This is a genomic window from Methyloceanibacter marginalis, from assembly GCF_001723295.1.
Lineage (GTDB): Bacteria > Pseudomonadota > Alphaproteobacteria > Rhizobiales > Methyloligellaceae > Methyloceanibacter > Methyloceanibacter marginalis.
Map to the genome: position 1 here is coordinate 1 of NZ_LPWD01000279.1, position 20,059 is coordinate 20,059.

A 20,059-nucleotide genomic window follows, 5' to 3' on the forward strand; every position below is an offset into this window, starting at 1 on the left:
CAACAACATCTCATACGGTGCTCCCGCCCAGGCCTTCGCGACCTTGAAGGCGCGCTGGTAGGAGGACGTTATCGGAGGGGTTGCCTTCTCTCCGCTCTATTCAGCCGGCGCGCGGCTCTATCCGGAAGGATGGTGTCCGCCAAAGGTTGGGGCACGAACCACTTGTAGACGGCGGGGATCACCAGAAGCGTGAGGATCGTGGAACTTACAAGTCCTCCGACCACGACCGTCGCGAGCGGCGCCTGTACTTCGCTGCCCGCACCGGTGGCGTAAAGCAGCGGGATCAGCCCAAGAGCCGTGGTAAGTGCGGTCATTAGCACCGGTCGTAAGCGCATGCACGCGCCCTGAACGCTTGCCTCGTCCACCGACTTCCCTTCGGCCACGAGCCAATTGAGATAGGTGACGAGCACCATGCCGTTCTCCAGCGCGATGCCGAACAGGGCGATGAAGCCCACCGAGGCGGGCACGGAGAGGTTGAGGCCAGAAAGCCATAGCGCCACCACGCCACCCACCAGCGCCAAGGGGATGTTGAGCATGATCAGCAGCGAGGCGCGTAAAGAGCCGAAATTCATGAACAGGAGCAAGAACACGAGCCCGAGCGTGATCGGCACCACGATGGCAAGGCGCCGGTTAGCTTCCTGCTGAAGCTCGAACTGACCGCCCCCATTCGACGATATACCCCGAGGCAGATCTACGGCCTCGGCGATACGCTCTTGTCCCTCGGCAACGAATGAACCGATGTCGCGCTCCCTTACGTTGGTTTGGATCGTGATGAAGCGCTGGGTATTCTCCCGCGTGATCTGGCGCGGGCCGACGATCTCCGTCACCTCGGCCACCTGACGCAACGGGATTGAGCAAACCGGCGGGGGTGCGGATGACGAGCTCGCGGATGACTTCGGGCGTATTGCGTGCTTCTTCGTCGTAACGAACGAGGATGTCGAAGCGCCGTACGCCCTCGAAAACCTGGCCGGCGTCTCGCCGCCTATCGCCGTGCGTACCGCCGATTGCACGTCCTCGATATTGAGGCCGTACCGGGAGATTTGCCCGCGGTTGACCCTGATCTGGAGCTGTGGCGTACCAGTGACTTGATCCTTCTGCACATCCGCTGCACCCGGGATCTTCCGCACGACGCGCTCGATTTCCCCGGCTTTCTCCAACAACACGTCCTGGTCCTCCCCGAACAGCTTGATGGCGAGCTCGGCCTTGGTGCCGGTGAGGAGTTCGTCGACGGCAGCGGCGATCGGCTGCGTGAAGTTGAACTTGGCGCCAGGGAAGTCCTCAAACGCTTCGCTCATGGCTGCGAACAGCTCTTCCGGTGTGCGGTCGCTCGCCCAATCCTCCTGCGGCTTCAGACCGACAAAGGCCTCCGCATTGTTCACCGGATCCGCATGGGCGCCGACTTCGCCACGTCCGACACGCGTCACCACGCGTTCCACCTCCGGAAACCTCTCAAGTAACCGCCGCTCGAAACGCGAGATCGTGTCGCGAGCCTCCTCCAATGCTATGGAGGGCGCCATAGTCACGCGCACCAAAAGATCGCCCTCGTTCAGCCGAGGAACGAACTCCGACCCGAGCCTCGGAAAGATGATCAGTCCTACTGCGAGGATCGCAATAGCAAGCGCGATGGCGAGAGCCCTGACGCGCACGAAGAGTGCTACCAGCGGCCGGTAAGCGCCGATCAAGCCGTTCACCAGACGGTCCGGGAGACCGACCTTGCCGTCGCTCTCGGGGCCGGGCCGCTTCATCACCATCTCCGACAGGACGGGCGCCACGAAAATGGCGAAGATCAACGAGCCCAGCATGGCAAGCGACACCGTGAAGGCGAGCGGGCGGAAGGTCTTGCCCTCGTAGCCCTGAAGGGTGAACAGCGGCAGAAACACCACGATGATGATCACGATTGCGAAGGCGATTGGGCGGACGACCTCGGCACAGGCCCGCGCCACGATCTGGCGTTTCGACAGGGCGGCGTGCTTCTCCCTGAGGTAGCGGTCTACGTTCTCGACGATGACGATTGCACCGTCGACCATGATGCCGATGGCGATCGCGATACCGCCGAGTGACATGAGGTTGGCCGAGAGCCCTGTCGCCCGCATGACGATGAAGGCGACGCAAATCGAGAACGGAATTGCGAAGGCGACCACTAGGCTAGGTCTCAGGCCACCCATGAAGGCAAGGAGCACTAGGACGACAAGGACGACCCCCTGCGCCAGGGCTGAGTTGACGGTCTCGACACTGCGGAGAACGAGCTTCGACTGATCGTAATAGGGGACAACTCGCACGCCTTCGGGGAGTGCATCGTTGATTTTGTCGAGGCGCGCCTTCACATCGGCGATTACCTTCGAGGTGTTTGTGCCGATGAGCTTCAGCACGAGCCCGGCGACGATCTCGCCTTTACCGTCCTTGGTGGCCAGCCCTTGACGGACTTCGCCGCCAATTTTCACCTCTCCGACATCGCGTACCTTTACAGGCACGCCATCGACCACTTTGAGGATTGTGTCCTCTATATCGGCAATGCCGCTCGCCAAGCCAATCGAGCGCACCAGATACTGTTCTGAGTTCTTGACGATGTATTGGGCGCCCGCGTTGCCGTTGTTCGCCCGCACCGCGTCAACTACCTCGCCGATGCCGAGCTTGTAACGGAGCAGCGCCTGCGGATCGACTTGAACCTGGAACTGCTTGACCTCGCCGCCAAGCGACAGCACCTCGGTAACGCCCGGGACCGTCTGCAGGTTGAACTTGATGATCCAGTCCTGAATCTCACGCATCTCCTCCGGCGTGCGCGTGCCGGCGGTGTCCTCGACGTAGTAGAACAGGATCTGGCCGAGGCCCGTGCTGATCGGTCCCATCTCGGGCTCGCCGAAGCCGTCTGGAATTTCCTCGCGGGCTGTCTGCAGCCGCTCGCCCACGAGCTGGCGGGCGAAATAGATGTCCGTCGCGTCATCGAAATAGACGTTTACGACAGACAGGCCGAAATTGGAGATGGAGCGGATTGTTGTCACCCCCGGCAGACCGTTCATCGCCACTTCGATCGGATAGGTGACGTATCGCTCGACCTCCTCGGGCGCGAGCCCTTCCGTCTCGGTGAACACCTGGACGAGCGTCGGCGAGACGTCTGGGAACGCGTCAACGGGGAGGTCACGGTAGCTTTGGAGACCTGCCGCCAGAACGCCAACGGCCAAGATGCAGATCAAGAAACGCTGCTGGAGAATAGCTTCGAGGAAGGTATGCATCTTCTGGGCGATCTAGTGGTTGTGACCGTCGTCAAAGCCCGACTTGGCGAGTTGCGACTTGACGATGAAGGCGCCGTCGGTAACAACCGTGTCGCCCGTTTTGAGCCCGGCGAGCACCTCGACATAATGGCTATTACGCCGGCCAAGCGTCACGGGTCGAGGATTGAGGCGTCCCTCCTTGTCCTTGACGAACACCACATCACGCCCCTCGTGATTCTGCAGGGCTGCAGCCGGAACACGCACGTCTGCAGGTTCCTCGGAAACGGCAATGCGAGCGGTAACAAACATGCCCGGCCTTAGCCGCATCGGCTCGTTCGCCAGGAACACCCTGGCATTTGCGGTACGGGTCTCCTCGGAGACGTTGGGCGTGACGAAACCAATTCTCCCTTCCGTCTCGAGTCCGCCCTCGGTAACGACGGTCACCGTCTGCCCCGACTCGACGCGCTCAAGATCATGAGCATAGATGCTGATATCGATCCAGACAGTCGAGACGTCTGCAATGATGAACGCCTCACGGTCCGTGGGCACCGACTCCCCCCTGGTCAAATGACGGGCAACAACCGTCCCGCTGAGAGGTGCGCGCATGACATACTCGGTGAGGTCCGCCTCGTCTTCCTCCGTGATCTCGTTCAGGCGAGCCTCGCCGATACCGAGTGCAAACAGCTTCTGCCGCGCGTTGCGCAGATTTATGCGCGCCTCGGCATAGTCGGTCTTGGCTTCCAGGTGAGCTTCCGCGGAGACGATCCGCTTGTCGATCAGTGCGTCAGCCCGCGCAAAGTTCTCCTTGGCTAAGGTTAACCGCTCGAGACTCGCCAAGTAGGCCGCCTTGGCATCCGCTAACTCGCGGCTCTCCAAGACGGCGAGCACCTCTCCCTCTAAAACTTCATCGCCCTCTGCAGCGTTGATCGTTCGGGCGATGCCCGGCACCCGCGGCACGACATGCGCCAACGCATTCTCGTCATAGACAACCTCGGCTGGGCGCTCGATCGTGACGGAGATCGGTCCGCCAGAGACGGTCGCTGTTCGGACATCGAACGCGTCCATCTGATCTGGCGTCAGATCGACGCCGCCGTGATCATCATTATGCTCATCTTGCCCATCATGCTTGTCATTATCCTGGTGACCTTCGTGGGCCCCGTGCCCCTCCGCCTCTGAGGGGCTGGACTTATCGTCGAGGGGCTGTTTTGCCTCTCCGCCGTGGTCCGGATCCTCTTGGCCGCCCTGTGCACCCTCTGCGTGACCATCGGCTTGGGACGAGCCTGCGGCTTGGTCCTCGTCATGGCCGTGGCCCGAATGATCGCCATGTTCGGCATGGTCCACGCGGGACTCGCTCCGTGAGACGATCTCCGACTGCCTCGTTGGGTCATAGAAAATGCCTTCTGGAGGACCGACAAAAATCCCGGCCACGGCAAGCGCAATGCCTGTGACCCCGACTGAGAAAATTATGATTTTTTTCTGCATGCTGGTGCGTCTATTCCTTGTTGCTCTTCGTAAGGCGCGCGAGTCCAGTTTGCGCCTCCTTGAAACGGGGACTCAATGAAAGGGCGCTCCGATAGTCTCTAAGGGCTTTGTCGCTTTCGCCGAGTTGTTCATATGCGGTGGCGCGATATACCAGCGCCTCGGCGGTCGGCTTGATGTTGATGCCTCGGCTCAGGTCGTCGATCGCTTCGCTATACGCGCCATCTGATAATTCGATCTCGCCACGGCCGTAATAGCAGAGAGGCATGTCGACTTGGAGGTCCAGACCCTTCTCGAAGTCGGCGAGCGCCATTCTCTGTTCGGCCTTGCGCAGGAAGCTTAAGCCACGGTTGCAATATGCACGAGCTACGTCTGGCTTTAGCTTGATCGCCTCCGTCAAATCGGAAATTGCTGCATCGTAGTGACCTGCGGCGACACGAGCGGACCCTCTGTTGTACCATCCTTCGAAGCGGCTTGGCTCAAGCTCTATAACGTGACTGTAATCGCTAAAACCTGCATCGAACTGGCCCATACTCACATACGTGCTGCCACGATTGAGGTACGCCTGGGCATTGTCCGGTTGGAGCCCAATGAACTCGCTGAATAGCGCGATTGCTTGGAGGGGTTTGCCGTCTCGGAGGCAGGCGAAGGCACGATTGGCGAGCTGCTCGGCGCGGTCGCTGTCGGGGAGCGAGGAGTCAACCGGCGTGACATCACACTGTGGCTGTGCCGCGAGCGCCGGCAGCGAAGTCGATAACAAAGTTAGTAGCAAGAGAAATAATCGGTTGCGCATGGTTCATACACCTGGGCTGCAAGGCTGAGTAAGCAGCAAGAGGAGTCGAGTCGCCCTGTTGGAAGGACCCGAGCGTCAACGCGTGACGCGACTCACCAACAGTTGCTGCAAGTCGTGCAGAAGGCGCGGCGGACGAAGTGCCGGCGCGCGGTCAGGTAATGGCGCGCGGAGGTTTTAGGAGAGAAAGAGCGACGGATAGCGCATAGTTCGACGAGAGCTCAAAAACGAACTTGCCGCAACTAGGTGAATGCCGCTGGACATCTTGGGCGGTTGTGTAAACGCCGGGCGTGCAGCAATGCGCATCGATGCAAAGGCCAAGTGTGCGGCTGGGGTCACCCTTGTCTGTGTGACCAAAATCGACCGAGTCGGACGTGGCTCCAGCATGGGTCAAATGCTCGTGAGACCCAAAATCGCTTGCGCTTGCATGAACCACTGAATTCGCATGGGTAATCACGCCGCCAAGCACAAAAGCAGCAGCTAGAAAAGCCCGGATCAGTATCGGAAAAATGTGGCTCATGAGGTCACACTCAATGCCCGCGATAAAATGTCAAGCTGAACTTCTCCAGACGTGTTGAACACCGACGCACCACCATATGCTTTGAGTTAGCGCTCATCGGACGCGCCCAATTGACATAATGGCCCAAAAAGCCATTCTTTAACTGAAGCCCGCTGCTTTCCGAGGCTGATAGCGCCCTAGTCTTTTTTTTGGCTGAGGCGTTCCAGACCTTCCTGCGCACTCTTGTAGTTTGGCGCCATTCTTAGCGCCGCCTTATAATCGGAGAGCGCCTTGTTCGACATACTCAAATGTTCAAAAGCTCTTGCACGCATTTCATATCCTTGAGGCGCCGGGGACAACTCGAGCCCCTTCGTCAGGTCCTTCACGGCTTCCTCATACTCTCCCTCTTTGTAGCGAGTTTCGCCTCGGGCAAAGTAGCACACTGGCATGCGAGCGTCTTCTGCTAGGCCTTGCTCGAAGTCGTTGAGGGCGCCTCGTAGTCACTCTTCCTCAAGCGGGCCAAGCCGCGATTGCAGTATGCTCGCGCGAAATCTGGCTTTAGCCGTATCGTCTCACTCAAATCAGCAATCGCTGCGTCATATTGCGCTGCCGCCAGAAACGCAGTGCCGCGATTGTACCACGCCTGCACAACCCCCGGATACTTGCGGATGATGTGGCTAAAATCGGCCAATCCGAGTTCGACGAGGCCGCTCCGAACGTAAGCACTCCCACGGTTAATGTACGCGTCGATATTGTTAGGATCCAAACCAATCACTTCACTGAAGGTCGCGATCACCTGAGCCATGTTTCGTTCTCGAACGCAGGCTGCACCACGCTGCATGAGGGCCTTGATGCGATCCTCCTTCGTTAGCTCGTCCCCAACGAATGGAAGGCTCGTGCATCTGCTTGGCGCAGCTACGCCTGACGCCGGTACGACGACCAGCGATACCAGAAGCATCCCACATCCCAGCAACGACTTAAACAAGGTCACTATCGAACTTGACCTCCGCCGGGCGCTCGATTTCCAAGGCAATGGGGCCATCGTCGGCCACTGCGACCTCTCGTGGACGGAAGCCAAAGTGCGAGAGCGATCGCCGCGAGGCGCGCGACGAAATCGTTGCTCCACTAGCGGACGATTTAGCGAAAGTCCTTTCGTCGCTTTTTGGCTAGAAGTCATAGAGACCCCGGCCGATCAGAGCCTCGATTTTCACTTTTGCCTTGTGAAATTCAGCCCTAGCATTGACGATCTCAAGACGCGTAGAGAACAAGGTTTGCTGCGCGTCCAACACGCTGAGAAGATTGAACTTTCCACCCAGGTAGCCCTGTTCGATATCAGCATAGACTTCTCGGGCGGTAGGCAGGATTTGTTTTTCCAAGGCTTTGAGCTGTTCCGATGCAACCACGAGGTCGCCATACGCTTCTAAGAGCTGGGAATTCACATCAATCCTTGCTGCCATGCTCTCCCGCCGCGCTTTGAAGAGGCGGGTCTGCGCTGCTGCGATGTTCCCTTGATTCCGATCGAACAGCGGTAGAGGAACAGAGAGACCGACGACCGCGCCAGTTTCGTTGCCGTCCCTCAAGTTCCGTGCCCCCGCGCCAACGGTGAGGTCTGGCACTCGATTGGCTTTTGCCAAGTTCAAGACAGCCTCCCTCCGCATCATTTCCGTGGTCCAACGAGCGACGTCGGGATTAGATGATAGAAAGACACTCAGTTGACTGGGCGAAGGCAGATGGTTTGTCGTGGCCAAATCTCCTTGCACATAGCCAAAGTCCGCACTCCTAGCGCCCCAATTATTAGCAAGTCTCCGCTTCAATATGGCGAGATGCGCTCTTTCTTGATCCAGCAAAGCCTGTGCTCTTATGACTTCAATATCAGTTCGCTTAAGCTCTATGACACTTATGGTGCCAGCATCAACACGCTCGCTCACAGCATTCTTCAGTTGTTTAGCGACGCCCAGGAGTTCACCCAGAATTTTGATTCGGCTCTCACTTGCCAGAACATCGACGAAAGCTTCGGCAGTGTTGATCGCTACGCGCAGACGCACTGCTTCGTAATCCCAACCCGCCACGCCAACGTCGAGCTCGGCGGCGCGTATGCGCTTCAGACGTTTTCCACCGAGAAGAATGACTTGCGAAAGCTCGAGCGTAGCCTCTTGTACATTTTGTCCGACGTTCTGCACGTCGCCCTCGATGACCGGGTTCGGCCGCAAACCTGCTTGGACGCTCTCGGCCCGTTTGGCGTCAACCTCGATTGCTGCCGCCTCCAAGGCGGGATTAAATCTGAGGGTACGACGAACGGCTTCGCGCAAAGTGAGTGCACCTTCGTAGCTCGGCGAAACGGAGTACACCTGGGCGCCCGTGTACCCAATGGCATCCGTAGCGCCGGGCGAGGCAACGATCTGCGCCTCGGCGGCAGACAGATCATCATCCACGACCAAAGCAGAAGGAGACCCTTCCAAATAGGTCGCCGACTGCCTGTAGCAGGCCGTCAGCGAAAGCATGAGAATCACGATAATGTGGCGTCTTATGATAGTTGCTGCCATCTCCGCCCCCCCGGGTACACGACGACTCTCGGCCGCGCGCCCACGGCGCCTGCCAGTAGTACCTGCAAGTGGGGAGAGCTAAATCAGCAGAACGACGGTTCGAAGCTGGGCGAGCTGGTTCGCAATGGAATCAGGTTGAGAGCAGCGTAATGGCAGCTGGCGTTCAGGATCGGCCTGGATAGCCTGAGTGAGTACCGCCGGTGTGGGCGGAGCCGGCAGAGGCGATGTGCCTACGACGGGCTCTCTAGGTGTCTGCGCCTGTTTCCATAGGGTGAAGTCCGTACAGCCGGGCTTTCCCGCGCCGGAGTATCCATCATGGGGGTCGGACGCTGGCGCACGGTGGCAATCGCCCAGCCCCATCATCTCGACCGAACTATGCCCGCTCGGACCTACACACCAGACGAGAGGCAAGCCACCTCCAGCCCACGCTGGCAGAACCAAGGCGATCAACGCAGAAATGGCGACCTTGCGAGCCCGGGAGGTCAGATTCATCAATGGCTCAGCTGTTACCTACATGCGGTGAAGCTAAGAGCCTTGGAGGTCAAATCAAGGCACTCTTCAACTCCTCCACCCCGGCGAGAACGGCCGCTCCGCTAGTGGTCAGCGCGTCTGTCACTAGTGGCAGGATGGGCAAGCGCTTCAATTCCGGCCACGTGACTCAATCCTCGCCAGTCATGAATTTACCCGATCGGCCAAGTCCTTCCCAAAAGTAGTTCGAGGGCCGCTCCCCGTCCCGCGCAGGTATCACAAAAAGCAACTGCTCAAGTACACCGTATAAGCGGTTAGGAGGCTCTCTTAAGGCGGGCTCCTCAGACGGATTTAGGAGTTGAAAATCGGGCCACTCATGAACATGGTGATTAACAAGAAGCATCGCAGCACAGATGGCCAAGTAGTAGGCGATGATTCTCTGAGCCGCGCCGTGCCATCCGGTCGGACGCGCCAAACCATGTCGAAAGAGCCCGCCCTTCACATGGGCGAATTCCTCGCTCACGGTCTGCGTTGAATGCGTGATTTCAGTAAAACTCACTTGTCCCACCCAACTTCCCGCGTCGAAGAGAATGTATGAATTGCACCGCCCAAACTGAGTCCCTACTAAAAAAAACTTGTTTTGCACGATGTAATGGTCCGCGATCAGTAATTGATGATGCTTCTCATCCCAACGACGAAGGCATCCTCGATTCTTTGATTAGGCATATCATTGGCGAGATCCGGCACAGAACCTCCTGGATTGTGGATGTATTGCAGCACCGGCTGTACTGCCCAGCCAGGCACAATCTCTGCGACGTAGTTCAGCTCGAAAATGAGCTCGTAATCGCGGATTACAGATAGCCCTGATGTCCGATCGAAATCCGACGCATCGTCCGATATGCCGGTATACGCAACGCCGAGAGCGATGCCGTCGTGGGGACGGCCCGGCACCCATCCGTCGAGGACAATGCCGACATCGGCATAGGTGTCGACCTGATTGCGGTCGGCCGGGCTAATGATCACCCGAGCGAATGCGGATACACCCCCTGCACTGCATTGCCCGTCGGGCCGATAGAGGGCTTGATCGAGCACCACATAAATCGCTTCGTTTCCTTTGTGACGAGATGCGGGGAATCCTTCCCCCGGCGGGTGTCTCTGATCATCGAACTTGCCGAAATCGTACCAGCCGCCAAGTTTGATCGTGCCTAGGGGACACGCATCAGCTCCTTGATAGGAATATGCTGCCTCGGCGAAGAGCAAGGGTGGATCATTCAAGCGAAAGTCGAGACCATCCTCGTTACATTGTCCAGGATCGAGACCTTCGGCGCAGGGTGCTGCTGGATCACTTTCATAGATCCCGACCTTGAGGCCAAGGTGGTCCTCAGTCTTGAGCGCTAGGCGCACCGCGGGTGTGGCAAATGGATATATGGGGCCGCCATAGGGGAGATTGTCGGAGCTCAGAGTTGTCCAGCCGAACGTAGAGGCGATGAATCGCGTGGCGATCTCGGAGATGAGAAAGTCACTGTCAGCGCCCAATTGTCCGAAACGGATCGAGGCGTGCCCATCTCGAAAGGCCTGCTCAAGCCAAAGCTCATGGAGGCGTGTGGAACGCAACGCCTCGATATTGCTCACGCTGACAATGCTGCCGATGTTTTCGGCGGTGATGCTGGTGCCGTGGATTTGATAGAAGTCCACGTGGAAGCTCAGTCCTGGCGCACCGGCGAGCTTCTCAACATCGGCGTCTAGATAGCCCTCGAGAAGCCCCGCATAGTGTGTGCTTTGTCTTACTCCACCGGAGACATTGCCCAACACATCGCCGGTGTAGGCCAGACCATACGTAAGCCCCTTGCTGGCGAGGGCCTTCCGTACTCCATGCGGATCTCCATAGCTTGGGAGGCTCGCCGCGATCGAAGGTTCAGGCAGCCAAGACGGCAACTCAGGAACGCCATCCGGGAGACGGGCGTGGGGGTGGTGAATCTGGTCGGCCCACGAAGAGTGAGCTGACACAAAAGAACCAATGAGCATGATGCTGAGAACACAGACGGCTGGTTCCGCTCTCACAAAGCACTCCATCCTTCAGGGCGCCTGCGGCGCAAAGCCCTCACGGATGGAGCGCGAACCAGCGCTTCCCTTCTTTTCGCCCTGCAAGCCACCCGCTCGCACGGCGCCGATCAAGGCCCTATGACGGCAGGTCTCCTGGCTCGCGGGTCGCTGCCTAAAGGTTGTCTTCCCGGGTTTGCCCCAGTGACATTGTGGCCTTTGGCTTGCCGCTCACAGTTGCGGGGGCAGCTGCGGCCGGGCTAGCGCTCCTAGCCCTTCCACATTCCCTTTTCATCCTCCTACGAGGAACCGTCCTGCAAATAGTTATCAATAGAGATTGTCCGCGTCAATGAACCTGTTTTACAGGTGCATGATGCTTATTTGGGATACCTCGAAGAGATCCTGCGGAGGGTTATGGTGAAAAAGCTATTATGGTTCCTGCTCATAATGGCGCTCTTGGCACTGGTATTGGCCTTGTGGGTTCTGCATGGACCAATGCACCCAAGCTGGCACCAAGGGGCCTTGCCCAGCATCAAATTGCAGAGGATGTAGTCACGAGAACCGACCACGTTGCCCCGTAAGGAAGTCACCCGTCCTGCCGTAGGCGCGAGGCCAGCCTACTTCCTGGTCTCGATTCGTTTAGCTCCGCTGCGAGCGCCTCCCGCTCCGTGGCCTAATCAAGCTCAGCCGATGAAGCCGTCGCATGACAGCCTGAGCAAAACCGGTTAGCCCGACCCCTAGTTCGACCACAATAGCGGCACGACCTTAGTCCCACCGGGGCTTGGTCATTTCTTTCTAGCATCTTATGTTCCCGGCATGAGTGTAAGCTGCTGTGGAAACGAAAATCGGTTCGAGGGGCTGTCCCCGGATTACAAGCGCCGGCTTTGGTTGGTCATCGTAATCAATGCCACGATGTTTTTTGTCGAGATGGGTGCAGGAGCTTTGGCCGGCTCGCGCGCGCTCCAGGCCGACGCGCTGGACTTCCTTGGTGACACCTTAACCTATGGCATGAGCCTGGCTGTTATCGGCTCCGCTATGCGGGTTCGAGCGTGGGCCGCCTTCATAAAGGGCGTGAGCCTTGCCTTGATGGGCTTCTTTGTGCTGGGGGCCACCGCCTACCACGTCCTGATAGTCGGTGCTCCCCGAGCCGAAATCATGGGCGTCGTTGGGTTCCTAGCGCTTGCCGCCAATGTCACGAGCGTTCTGATCTTAATGCGCTACAAAGAGGGGGACGCCAACGTCAGATCGGTATGGCTCTGCTCGCGCAACGACGCCGTTGGTAACATCGCTGTCATGCTCGCCGCAGTCGGCGTGTGGCTTACCGCGACGAGGTGGCCTGACCTGATCGTCGCCGCGATAATGGCAGGCGTCTTCGTTACGTCGTCCGTCCAGATCCTGCGCCAGTCGATTTCCGAATTGAGGACCCCCGAAGCGACCGCCTAGGAAGCTGCCAGTTTCTGCGACCGCTATCGCGCTGTTTGCGCAATGCAGGGGACGCCCAGGCGCTGCCGCGTTTCGCGCGATGTGCCGAAGCGACCGGGCAGAGCAAAAATAAAGAGAGCGAAGAGTGGCGCATGAAGGGGAAGGTGCTTCACCGCCGGTCTGGGGAGCTATCCGGCGCCCTTTGAAGCCTGCATGAGACGCGTGTGCTGACTTTGAGCTTGACTTCTGGCGTTCCCTGCGGCTCCCTCCCAGCATGAAGCTCTCCGTTCGCCTTTGGCTGGCCCGATTTTTGGTGGCCGTGACTGCGATGGGCGGTGGCCTCAACGGCTATATGGCTCACGCGGCGCATGGCGACCATGTCGCGGTAGCGCACGTCCTCGGGACTGAGAGCGGAAAGCATCATCATCATCCGAATGCCCAGACTTCCAGCACTTACGTCCTGTTTTGCCACGTCGACACGTCATGCCATGAGGACCCTGGGAACGCCACTGACCATGTTCACGTCAGTTGCTACGGCCCAGTTGCCGTGACGCCGGGTGACGTTCCCCTGGCGTTTGTTGCGGCGTCTGCCGCCATTGGCGTGGACCGCGACTCGCTGTCGCCTCTCGGTCCGGTCCTTTATCCGCCGTTCAAGCCTCCGCGCGCAGCCGTATAGATCTCGCGGTGCGTCCCGTAAGAGCGCGCGCGATCACCGCGATCGCCAGACTGGCTTTGGCGACCTGAACGGCCAAAAGACGACCGTCAGCTCTTCAAGCCTCCGCTCTGGCTCGCCGCTAATGCTGTCTCCTTTAAGACTGCGAGCTGGGCATGCTTCGACTCCTCACGATTCTTTTTCTGATTGGCGCTTGGGCACAGCCGTCATGGGCTGGCGCAGGCCACGACCACGGACCGGGGACCGCACCAAGTTCTTCAATGGAGGTTCCACGTCTCGAAAGCGTCGGCACCGAATTGGAGCTTGTCGCGGTCGTCATTGATGATGAATTGGTGATTTATCTCGATGAGAGCGCCACCAACGCTCCCGTCGACAATGCCTCGATTGAGGTTTCGGGTTACGACATCCCGGCAACTGCCGCGAAGCAGACAGACGACGGCACGTATTTGCTCAAGTCCGAATGGGTTTCCGGCTCTGGAACCAAGGCGCTCACGTTTGTCGTTACGGCCGGCGACAGGATCGAGCTGCTAAACGGAACCTTGGATCTCGGGACAGGCGATGATCACAGCCCCGCGCAGAGCAGCTCGCTGCTTGCTCAACCCATGTTGTGGATTCTGATGGGAGTCGCCTCCCTATTGGGCTTTCTTCTGGCCTTTGCTTTCCGCCCGGTTGCTCCGCCGGCTGAGCGCATAGAAGACGAGTCAACCTCGAGACCTCGACCCAAGTTTGATGTCGTAAGCAGCAAGAAGCACGTCGCGCATCTCATTGTTCTGGTCCTTGCACTTGTCGCGATCACTCCTGACGACGCATTTGCTGGATCTGGTCATGATCATGGACCAGGCGGTCACGACGAGTCGGCCACCTCAGGCGGCTATGTTCCGCGCAAGCTCCCGGACGGGGACGTCTTTCTTCCAAAACCGTCTCAACGCCTATTGAACGTCCGGACCACCGTTGCCAAGGCCACAAACACGCGAACCGGCCAGGAGCTGATCGGGACCGTGATCGCCGATCCTGCATCCGAAGGGAAGGTGCAAGCACCGATGGACGGCGCGATAGAGCTGGCGAGCGAAGATTTTGCCTTCGTAGGCGAGCACGTCAAAGCAGGCGACGTTTTGGCGTACTTGGCCCCTTCGATGCCTGTTTACGAGCGAGGCTACCTCGAACAGCTGACGGCCGAAGTCGACGGCAAGCTGCGCATCGCGGAGCAGCGCCTAAAGCGCCTTCAAGGCGTTCGAGGGAATTTCGTTGCTCAGAAGGACATCGATGACACGCAGGCGGAACTTGACGCTTTGCGTGAACAGCAGCGGGTCCTTGAGCCGAAGTCGGGACAAAGGATTGCGCTGAAGGCCCCGGTGGATGGAATCATTTCCGTTGCGAATGTTCGTTCCGGCCAAGTGGTCAATGCGCGCGATACTCTGTTCGAAATTGTCGATCCAGAACGTCTTTGGATCGAGGCGATTGGTCTTTCGAGTCGAAACTACGACGAGATAACCGCCGCTCACGCGGTACTCGATCAGGGCCAGTCCTTTCCCATCAAGCATGTAGGCAGTGCCCCGGCGCTCCGTCATCAGGCGCGACCGCTATTCTTCGAGGTGACCGCGCCAGACGCTGCTTGGGCTATCGGCACGAAGGTTCGTGTCGTCGTGCAATCGGGCGCGCCGGTTAAGGGCATTGTCCTGCCGGAAGCGGCCGTCGTTCGAGGGACGAACGGTCTTGAGCAGATCTGGATCAAGGTTAGCGCCGAGCAGTTTCAGCCAACGGCCGTGAAGACGGAACCCCTGGGAGGCGCTGATGTGCTGGTGACGGCAGGAGTTGAGACTGGCAGCCGTGTGGTCGTCAGCGGCTCCGAGTTCGTCAACCAAGTTCGTTAGAGACCGCCGATGTTTACCGCCATTGTCCGTGGAAGCCTCGCCAACCGCCTGTTCGTCATGGTCGCCGCTGTGGTGGTCATGGTGTACGGGCTCCTGACCCTCAGCAAGTTGCCGATCGACGTCTTTCCAGACCTGAACCGGCCGACAGTGACCCTAATCGCGGAAGCTCACGGCTTGGCTCCCGAAGAGGTCGAGCTGCTTGTCACCTTTCCTATCGAGACCGCGATGAACGGCATGTCCGGGGTTGAGCGCGTACGCTCGGTTTCAGGGGTCGGACTTTCCATCGTCTACATCGAGTTTGGCTGGTCGACGGACATTTATCGGGCTCGTCAGCAGGTCGCCGAGAGGCTCCAGCTCGTACGCGAGCAGCTACCCGCCGACGTAGCGGCACAGATGGGCCCGATCTCGTCCGTCATGGGCGAGATCATGCTCATCGCGATGTCCAGTGAGACAGCGGACGCCATGACTTTGCGTGAGCTCGCCGACTTTACCGTACGGCCCCAGCTTCTGACTGTTTCTGGCGTCTCTCAGGTAATCCCGATCGGTGGAGAGGTTCGCCAGTACCGCGTAGTTCCCGATCCGGGCCGCATGGTCACCCTCGATGTCAGTCTGGAGGATATCGAATCGGCGATTAGTCATTTCGGTACCAGTACGGGCGGTGGCTTCGTCAATCTACAGGCACGCGAGTACCTGATCCGAAATATCGGACGCACAACCAAAATCGAAAATCTGAGAAATCTCGTCGTCGCCCACCGCGATGGCCAGGTTGTTACGCTTCAACAAGTGGCAGACGTCGGATTCGCCCCAAGACCAAAGCGAGGTGAGGCAGGGTTCAGCGGGAAACCGGCTGTAATTCTATCAATTCAGAAGCAGCCAAATGCAGACACCGTGGCCATCACCGAAGAGATCGAGCGCATGCTGCCGGGCTTGCAGGAGGTCATGCCTGAGGGAGTGAGCGTCAACAACGTGCAATTTCGCCAGGCTACGTTCATCGAGGCGTCGATCGCGAACGTGAAGAAGGTCTTGGTTGAAGCCCTAATCGTCGTTGCCATCGTGTTGTTCGTGTTCCTGCTCAATTGGCAGACCACGGCGATTTCGCTTCTCGCTATCCCGCTCTCTGTGCTTACCACGGTGATTGTCTTCCAGTTCATGGGATTGTCGATCAACACCATGACCCTTGGCGGTCTTGCCATCGCTATTGGTGTGGTCGTCGACGATGCGGTGGTGGACGTAGAGAACATCTATCGGCGACTGGGCCTACATCGCGCTGCCGGTGAGCGTGACGGCCGCAGCACCGAAGAAGTCGTGGCGGATGCCTCAATCGAAGTCCGAAGCGGCATTCTCTACGCGACGGCGATCATTGTGCTCGTCTTCCTTCCCCTATTCGCGTTGTCGGGGATTGAGGGGCGCCTATTCGCACCGCTTGGTATCGCTTTCATCATTTCAATTCTCGCCAGCCTTCTCGTCTCCATGACCGTGACGCCCGTGCTTGCCTATTGGTTGATCCCACGCATGAAGCATCTTGCCGAGCAAGACAGTCCCGTCGTGAGGATTCTCAAGCACCTGCAGCGCCGCGGTCTTGAATGGTGTTTTGCCAGACCGGCATTCGTCGTTGGGCTGCCCGCCGTCGCCGTCGTCCTCGCGATTTGGGCTGGCGCAATGCTGCCGCGTGCCTTTCTGCCTTCATTCAATGAAGCACCGGTTCTGGTCAGCGTTATTTTGCAGCCGGGAATAAGTCTCGAGGAGTCCGATCGCATCGGCCAGCTTGCCGAGGAGCTGGTGGCCGAGGTGCCGGAGGTTGCCTCAGTCGGCCGTCGGACTGGGCGTGCCGAACTCGATGAGCACGCCGAAGGCGTGCACTACAGCGAAGTCGACATCGATCTTTCCGATTCAGACCGCAGCCGCGAAGAGGTTCTCGCTGACATACGCTCGCGACTTTCTGTGCTTCCGGCCAGCATTCTCGTGGGCCAACCCATATCGCATCGCCTGGATCATATGTTGTCGGGTGTCCGCGCCCAGATCGCCTTGAAGATTTATGGGGACGACTACGACACGTTGCGAAGTCTTGCCGCTCGGATGGAGGAGAAGCTCGCCCTTATTCCAGGCATTGTCGACCTCCAGACCGAGAAGCAGGTGCTCATCCCACAAATCCAGGTCCGCGCCGACTACGACAAAGCACAACGCTACGGCCTAAATCCCAGCCAAGTGACAGAGACCCTCGAGCGAATGTCCAATGGGCAGGTCGTTTCGCAGATCATCGATCAGTCCAAGAGATTCGATGTCGTCTTGCGGCTTGGTGACGCCGACCGCCGCACGGAGGCGCTTGGCAACCTGCTTATCGACTCGCCTGCGGGACGAATCCCCCTGAGCGCCGTTGCCGACGTGGTCGAAACCGATGGGCCAAACCAAATTCTTCGTGAGGACAGCCGCCGGCGCATTGCCATCTTGGCGAATACGGACGGTTCAGACATGGCAAAGATCATCGAAGTCCTGCGAGCCGTGCTCGACCAATCCGAACTCCCGCAGGGCTACTTCACCCGTCTCGAAGGCCAATTTCAGGCTCAGGAACAGGCCTCCCGCTTGATCGGTTTGCTCTCGCTCGTCTCATTGTCCTTGATCTTCGTGGTGCTCTACACGCGCTACCGTTCCGGTGTCCTCGCACTCATCATCATGGGAAACGTCCCTCTCGCGCTGATCGGGAGCGTGGCCATTCTCTGGCTCGCCGGAGAGGCCCTCTCCGTTGCCAGTGCCATCGGCTTCATCACGCTCACGGGTATCGCGACACGTAACGGCATCCTCAAGATCAGCCACTATATCAACCTGGTCTCTTCGAGGACGAGCAGTTTGGCCGCGAGATCATGCGCGGCACGCTTGAGCGTCTCCGACCTGTGCCGGCGCTTGCCGCTGGCATCGCGCTTGTGCCGTATGATCGGCGCTGATCAGCCGGGCAAGGAGATTCTCAGCCCGGTTGCCTTGACCATATTCGGCGGACTCATTACGGCGACGCTCCTCGACGCCTTTCTCACGCCTGTCTTGTTCCTGCTGTTCGGCCGAAGCCGCTTGAGCAATTGACTTCGATCGAAAGCAGAACAGTGCATGCCGAAGCCTTCTAATCAATCCGAATGAGGAGAATTAAATGTTCAGATCAATTTCCCTAGCTCTGCTGCTGACCTTTTCAATGCTCTGCGCTGCGCTTGCCGCAGGTGGAGCACATCATCATGAAGGCAAGCACGGAGGCATGATGGGAGACACGAACGGGCACCATCACGTCGAGCTGATCACGGAAGGTCAGTCGATGACGCTCTATGTCCTGCACGACGATGGCGAACTCGAAGACGTCACCGATGCAAAGGCAACTGCGACGGTTCTTTCTGGCGGGGAGATGGAAAAAATCACCCTGACTCCCGCAGGAGCAGCACTGAAAGGGGAAGGTGGCTTGGAATTGGGAACGGGTGACACGGTTGTGATCACACTAACGATGCCGGGGCACAAGCCAGAGCAGGCCCGCTTCAAGCTGGACTGAAGGAGATTGTGATGTGGTGGATAGCACTTGTTGGATTTCTTGTCGTCTTCAGTCCAGACCGGCTCGCCGCCGAAGATCTGTCATGCAGTAGGGTGCCGCCGCTTGCCGAGCTGGGAGACACAAAACAAACGCAACTCGATAGCTTGTTGCGCAAGGCCATGTCGTGCGTGAAGTCCGGAAAGGCGGATCTTGCGATCGACCTTTTCAGCGAAATGATCAGTATCGCCCCCGACAATGAGGCAGCCTATTTGAATCGGGCGAATGCCTATATCCAGTCAGGTCAGGTGGCCCAAGGGCTCGCCGATCTGAGCTTTTTGATAAACTTGAAACCCACTTTCGCCGAAGCGTGGTTCAATCGCGGCATCGGATACTTGGCGGCCGGCAAGCTCGAACGAGCAATAGCGGATTTTGGCGAGACACTGAGGTTGAAGCCAGACTTTGCGCGAGCTTATTGCAATCGCGGGCTCGCTCTCGTGCGAAAGGGCGCCTTCGATAGAGCGCTCGAGGACCTCAATGTGGGTCTCGAGAAGAGCCCAAACTCGGAGATGTGCTATTTTGCTCGTGGCGACGTTTATTTCATCAAGGAAGAATTTCAGAAGGCTGTAGACGATTACACGAGCGGCCTAAATATTAAACCGAACATTGGCGTTCTGAGTCAGCGCGCTAAAGCATATGAAGGCCTCGGCGAACGCGAAAAGGCGTTGGCCGATTTCAAGGCTGTATTGGCGCAGGTCCCGAATTATAAGCCCGCACAGGATGGGTTAAAGAGGCTCAGCCAAACGGAAAAGTAAAGCGCGCCTGTTTAAATGGGTGTTAGGAGACTAGGTGTGTCCTGCCTAACAACTATAATATTGATGCGTGACCGCTCCCAGCGAGGGCGTGGCGAAGACACTAAGAGCATCTCACCGCTAAAGGGGAGCTACTCATGAGCGACGTTACCACGGTCGGACTTGATCTCGCCAATAAAGTCCTACGGGTTTTCGGGAATGATGTATGGGACCAAGTTATCTGCGCCAGCAGCCGAGACGATGGCCGCCAATAGTTTGATTGAACATCTATCAACTGCCGATTTTGCAAGCTCATCAGGCAGGTTGCCATGTAACACGCGCCAGAAGACAGTCCTATTATTATTAAGGCAACACGCAGCAGAACCCTCGGGGTTCACCTATCTAGAGCAATGGAGCGAAGGCGCAGCGCATTGCCTACCACCGACACCGACGACAGACTCATGGCGGCCGCGGCAACGATCGGCGACAGCAGGATTCCGGCGACAGGGTAGAGCACGCCCGCTGCCACCGGCACGCCGATGGCATTGTAGAAAAACGCGAAGAACAGATTCTGCTTGATGTTGCGCATGGTGGCGCGAGCGAGCTTCACGCCGCGCACCACGCCGCGCAAATCGCCCTTGAGCAGCGTGAGGCCGGCACTTTCCATGGCCACATCCGCGCCCGTGCCCATGGCGATCCCGACATCCGCCTTCGCCAATGCGGGCGCGTCGTTGATACCGTCCCCGGCCATGGCGACGACGGCGCGCCGTGCTGA

General features: G+C 58.5%; 15 protein-coding genes and 1 riboswitch. Of the genes, 6 read left to right on the plus strand and 9 right to left on the minus strand.

Going from position 1 to position 20,059, the window contains the following annotated elements; translation table 11 throughout:
- Nucleotides 1-68: 68 nt before the first annotated feature.
- The 8 genes from AUC71_RS10645 to AUC71_RS10685 form a co-directional block, all read right to left on the minus strand.
- The gene (locus AUC71_RS10645) at nt 69-3,230 is read right to left on the minus strand and encodes an efflux RND transporter permease subunit (RefSeq protein WP_069624246.1); all 3,162 of its coding nucleotides are present in this window, start codon (nt 3,228-3,230) and stop codon (nt 69-71) included.
- Nucleotides 3,231-3,242: 12 nt separating this feature from the next.
- Complete coding sequence (locus tag AUC71_RS17845) at nt 3,243-4,550, minus strand: efflux RND transporter periplasmic adaptor subunit (RefSeq protein WP_158007796.1); 1,308 nt, start codon at nt 4,548-4,550, stop codon at nt 3,243-3,245.
- A 151-nt stretch (nt 4,551-4,701) separates the two neighbouring features.
- A complete protein-coding gene (locus AUC71_RS10660; protein WP_069624249.1) occupies nt 4,702-5,481 on the minus strand; it encodes a tetratricopeptide repeat protein in 780 nt (259 codons plus the stop codon).
- Between the two features lie 151 nt (nt 5,482-5,632).
- On the minus strand, nt 5,633-5,998 hold the full coding sequence (locus tag AUC71_RS18735) for a hypothetical protein (protein ID WP_141701610.1): 366 nt from the start codon (nt 5,996-5,998) through the stop codon (nt 5,633-5,635).
- Between the two features lie 176 nt (nt 5,999-6,174).
- Nucleotides 6,175-6,426 carry a tetratricopeptide repeat protein gene (locus tag AUC71_RS10665; RefSeq protein ID WP_069624250.1) on the minus strand — a complete coding sequence of 84 codons (252 nt, stop codon included), beginning with the start codon at nt 6,424-6,426 and terminating at the stop codon, nt 6,175-6,177.
- A gap of 14 nt (nt 6,427-6,440) precedes the next feature.
- Nucleotides 6,441-6,782 carry a tetratricopeptide repeat protein gene (locus AUC71_RS19530; protein ID WP_158007798.1) on the minus strand — a complete coding sequence of 114 codons (342 nt, stop codon included), beginning with the start codon at nt 6,780-6,782 and terminating at the stop codon, nt 6,441-6,443.
- A 361-nt stretch (nt 6,783-7,143) separates the two neighbouring features.
- Nucleotides 7,144-8,520: a TolC family protein gene (locus AUC71_RS10675; protein ID WP_069624252.1), complete on the minus strand. Its 1,377-nt coding sequence runs from the start codon at nt 8,518-8,520 to the stop codon at nt 7,144-7,146.
- A gap of 1,131 nt (nt 8,521-9,651) precedes the next feature.
- A complete protein-coding gene (locus AUC71_RS10685) occupies nt 9,652-11,013 on the minus strand; it encodes a carbohydrate porin (protein ID WP_158007799.1) in 1,362 nt (453 codons plus the stop codon).
- Nucleotides 11,014-11,157: 144 nt separating this feature from the next.
- A riboswitch (cobalamin riboswitch) is annotated at nt 11,158-11,357 on the minus strand.
- Between the two features lie 487 nt (nt 11,358-11,844).
- On the opposite strand from AUC71_RS10685, the gene AUC71_RS10695 reads away from it, so the two are divergent.
- The 6 genes from AUC71_RS10695 to AUC71_RS10720 all read left to right on the plus strand — a co-directional run bounded on the left by AUC71_RS10695 (nt 11,845) and on the right by AUC71_RS10720 (nt 19,308).
- Complete coding sequence (locus AUC71_RS10695) at nt 11,845-12,471, plus strand: cation efflux transmembrane domain-containing protein (RefSeq protein ID WP_069624256.1); 627 nt, start codon at nt 11,845-11,847, stop codon at nt 12,469-12,471.
- Between the two features lie 253 nt (nt 12,472-12,724).
- On the plus strand, nt 12,725-13,126 hold the full coding sequence (locus AUC71_RS10700) for a hypothetical protein (RefSeq protein ID WP_069624257.1): 402 nt from the start codon (nt 12,725-12,727) through the stop codon (nt 13,124-13,126).
- Between the two features lie 257 nt (nt 13,127-13,383).
- On the plus strand, nt 13,384-14,994 hold the full coding sequence (locus AUC71_RS10705; RefSeq protein ID WP_069624258.1) for an efflux RND transporter periplasmic adaptor subunit: 1,611 nt from the start codon (nt 13,384-13,386) through the stop codon (nt 14,992-14,994).
- Between the two features lie 57 nt (nt 14,995-15,051).
- Nucleotides 15,052-18,066, plus strand: coding sequence for an efflux RND transporter permease subunit (locus AUC71_RS10710; RefSeq protein WP_244500907.1), 3,015 nt, complete (start codon nt 15,052-15,054; stop codon nt 18,064-18,066).
- Between the two features lie 64 nt (nt 18,067-18,130).
- Nucleotides 18,131-18,517 carry a hypothetical protein gene (locus tag AUC71_RS10715; RefSeq protein WP_141701611.1) on the plus strand — a complete coding sequence of 129 codons (387 nt, stop codon included), beginning with the start codon at nt 18,131-18,133 and terminating at the stop codon, nt 18,515-18,517.
- An 11-nt stretch (nt 18,518-18,528) separates the two neighbouring features.
- Nucleotides 18,529-19,308 carry a tetratricopeptide repeat protein gene (locus AUC71_RS10720; protein WP_083238284.1) on the plus strand — a complete coding sequence of 260 codons (780 nt, stop codon included), beginning with the start codon at nt 18,529-18,531 and terminating at the stop codon, nt 19,306-19,308.
- A gap of 370 nt (nt 19,309-19,678) precedes the next feature.
- On the opposite strand, the gene AUC71_RS10725 is transcribed toward AUC71_RS10720, so the two are convergent.
- Nucleotides 19,679-20,059: HAD-IC family P-type ATPase (locus AUC71_RS10725; protein WP_141701612.1), on the minus strand; the 381-nt coding region annotated here is incomplete at its 5' end.

What these genes read in the sequence shown, in the direction of transcription:
- AUC71_RS10695 (WP_069624256.1), top strand. Translation starts at nt 11,845, where the DNA reads ATGAGTGTAAGCTGCTGTGGAAACGAAAATCGGTTCGAGGGGCTGTCC.
- AUC71_RS10665 (WP_069624250.1), bottom strand. Translation starts at nt 6,426, where the DNA reads ATGCCAGTGTGCTACTTTGCCCGAGGCGAAACTCGCTACAAAGAGGGA.
- AUC71_RS10675 (WP_069624252.1), bottom strand. Translation starts at nt 8,520, where the DNA reads ATGGCAGCAACTATCATAAGACGCCACATTATCGTGATTCTCATGCTT.
- AUC71_RS10705 (WP_069624258.1), top strand. Translation starts at nt 13,384, where the DNA reads ATGGAGGTTCCACGTCTCGAAAGCGTCGGCACCGAATTGGAGCTTGTC.
- AUC71_RS10645 (WP_069624246.1), bottom strand. Translation starts at nt 3,230, where the DNA reads ATGCATACCTTCCTCGAAGCTATTCTCCAGCAGCGTTTCTTGATCTGC.
- AUC71_RS19530 (WP_158007798.1), bottom strand. Translation starts at nt 6,782, where the DNA reads ATGGCTCAGGTGATCGCGACCTTCAGTGAAGTGATTGGTTTGGATCCT.
- AUC71_RS10710 (WP_244500907.1), top strand. Translation starts at nt 15,052, where the DNA reads ATGGTCGCCGCTGTGGTGGTCATGGTGTACGGGCTCCTGACCCTCAGC.
- AUC71_RS18735 (WP_141701610.1), bottom strand. Translation starts at nt 5,998, where the DNA reads ATGAGCCACATTTTTCCGATACTGATCCGGGCTTTTCTAGCTGCTGCT.
- AUC71_RS10685 (WP_158007799.1), bottom strand. Translation starts at nt 11,013, where the DNA reads ATGCTCATTGGTTCTTTTGTGTCAGCTCACTCTTCGTGGGCCGACCAG.
- AUC71_RS10720 (WP_083238284.1), top strand. Translation starts at nt 18,529, where the DNA reads ATGTGGTGGATAGCACTTGTTGGATTTCTTGTCGTCTTCAGTCCAGAC.
- AUC71_RS10660 (WP_069624249.1), bottom strand. Translation starts at nt 5,481, where the DNA reads ATGCGCAACCGATTATTTCTCTTGCTACTAACTTTGTTATCGACTTCG.
- AUC71_RS10715 (WP_141701611.1), top strand. Translation starts at nt 18,131, where the DNA reads ATGTTCAGATCAATTTCCCTAGCTCTGCTGCTGACCTTTTCAATGCTC.
- AUC71_RS10700 (WP_069624257.1), top strand. Translation starts at nt 12,725, where the DNA reads ATGAAGCTCTCCGTTCGCCTTTGGCTGGCCCGATTTTTGGTGGCCGTG.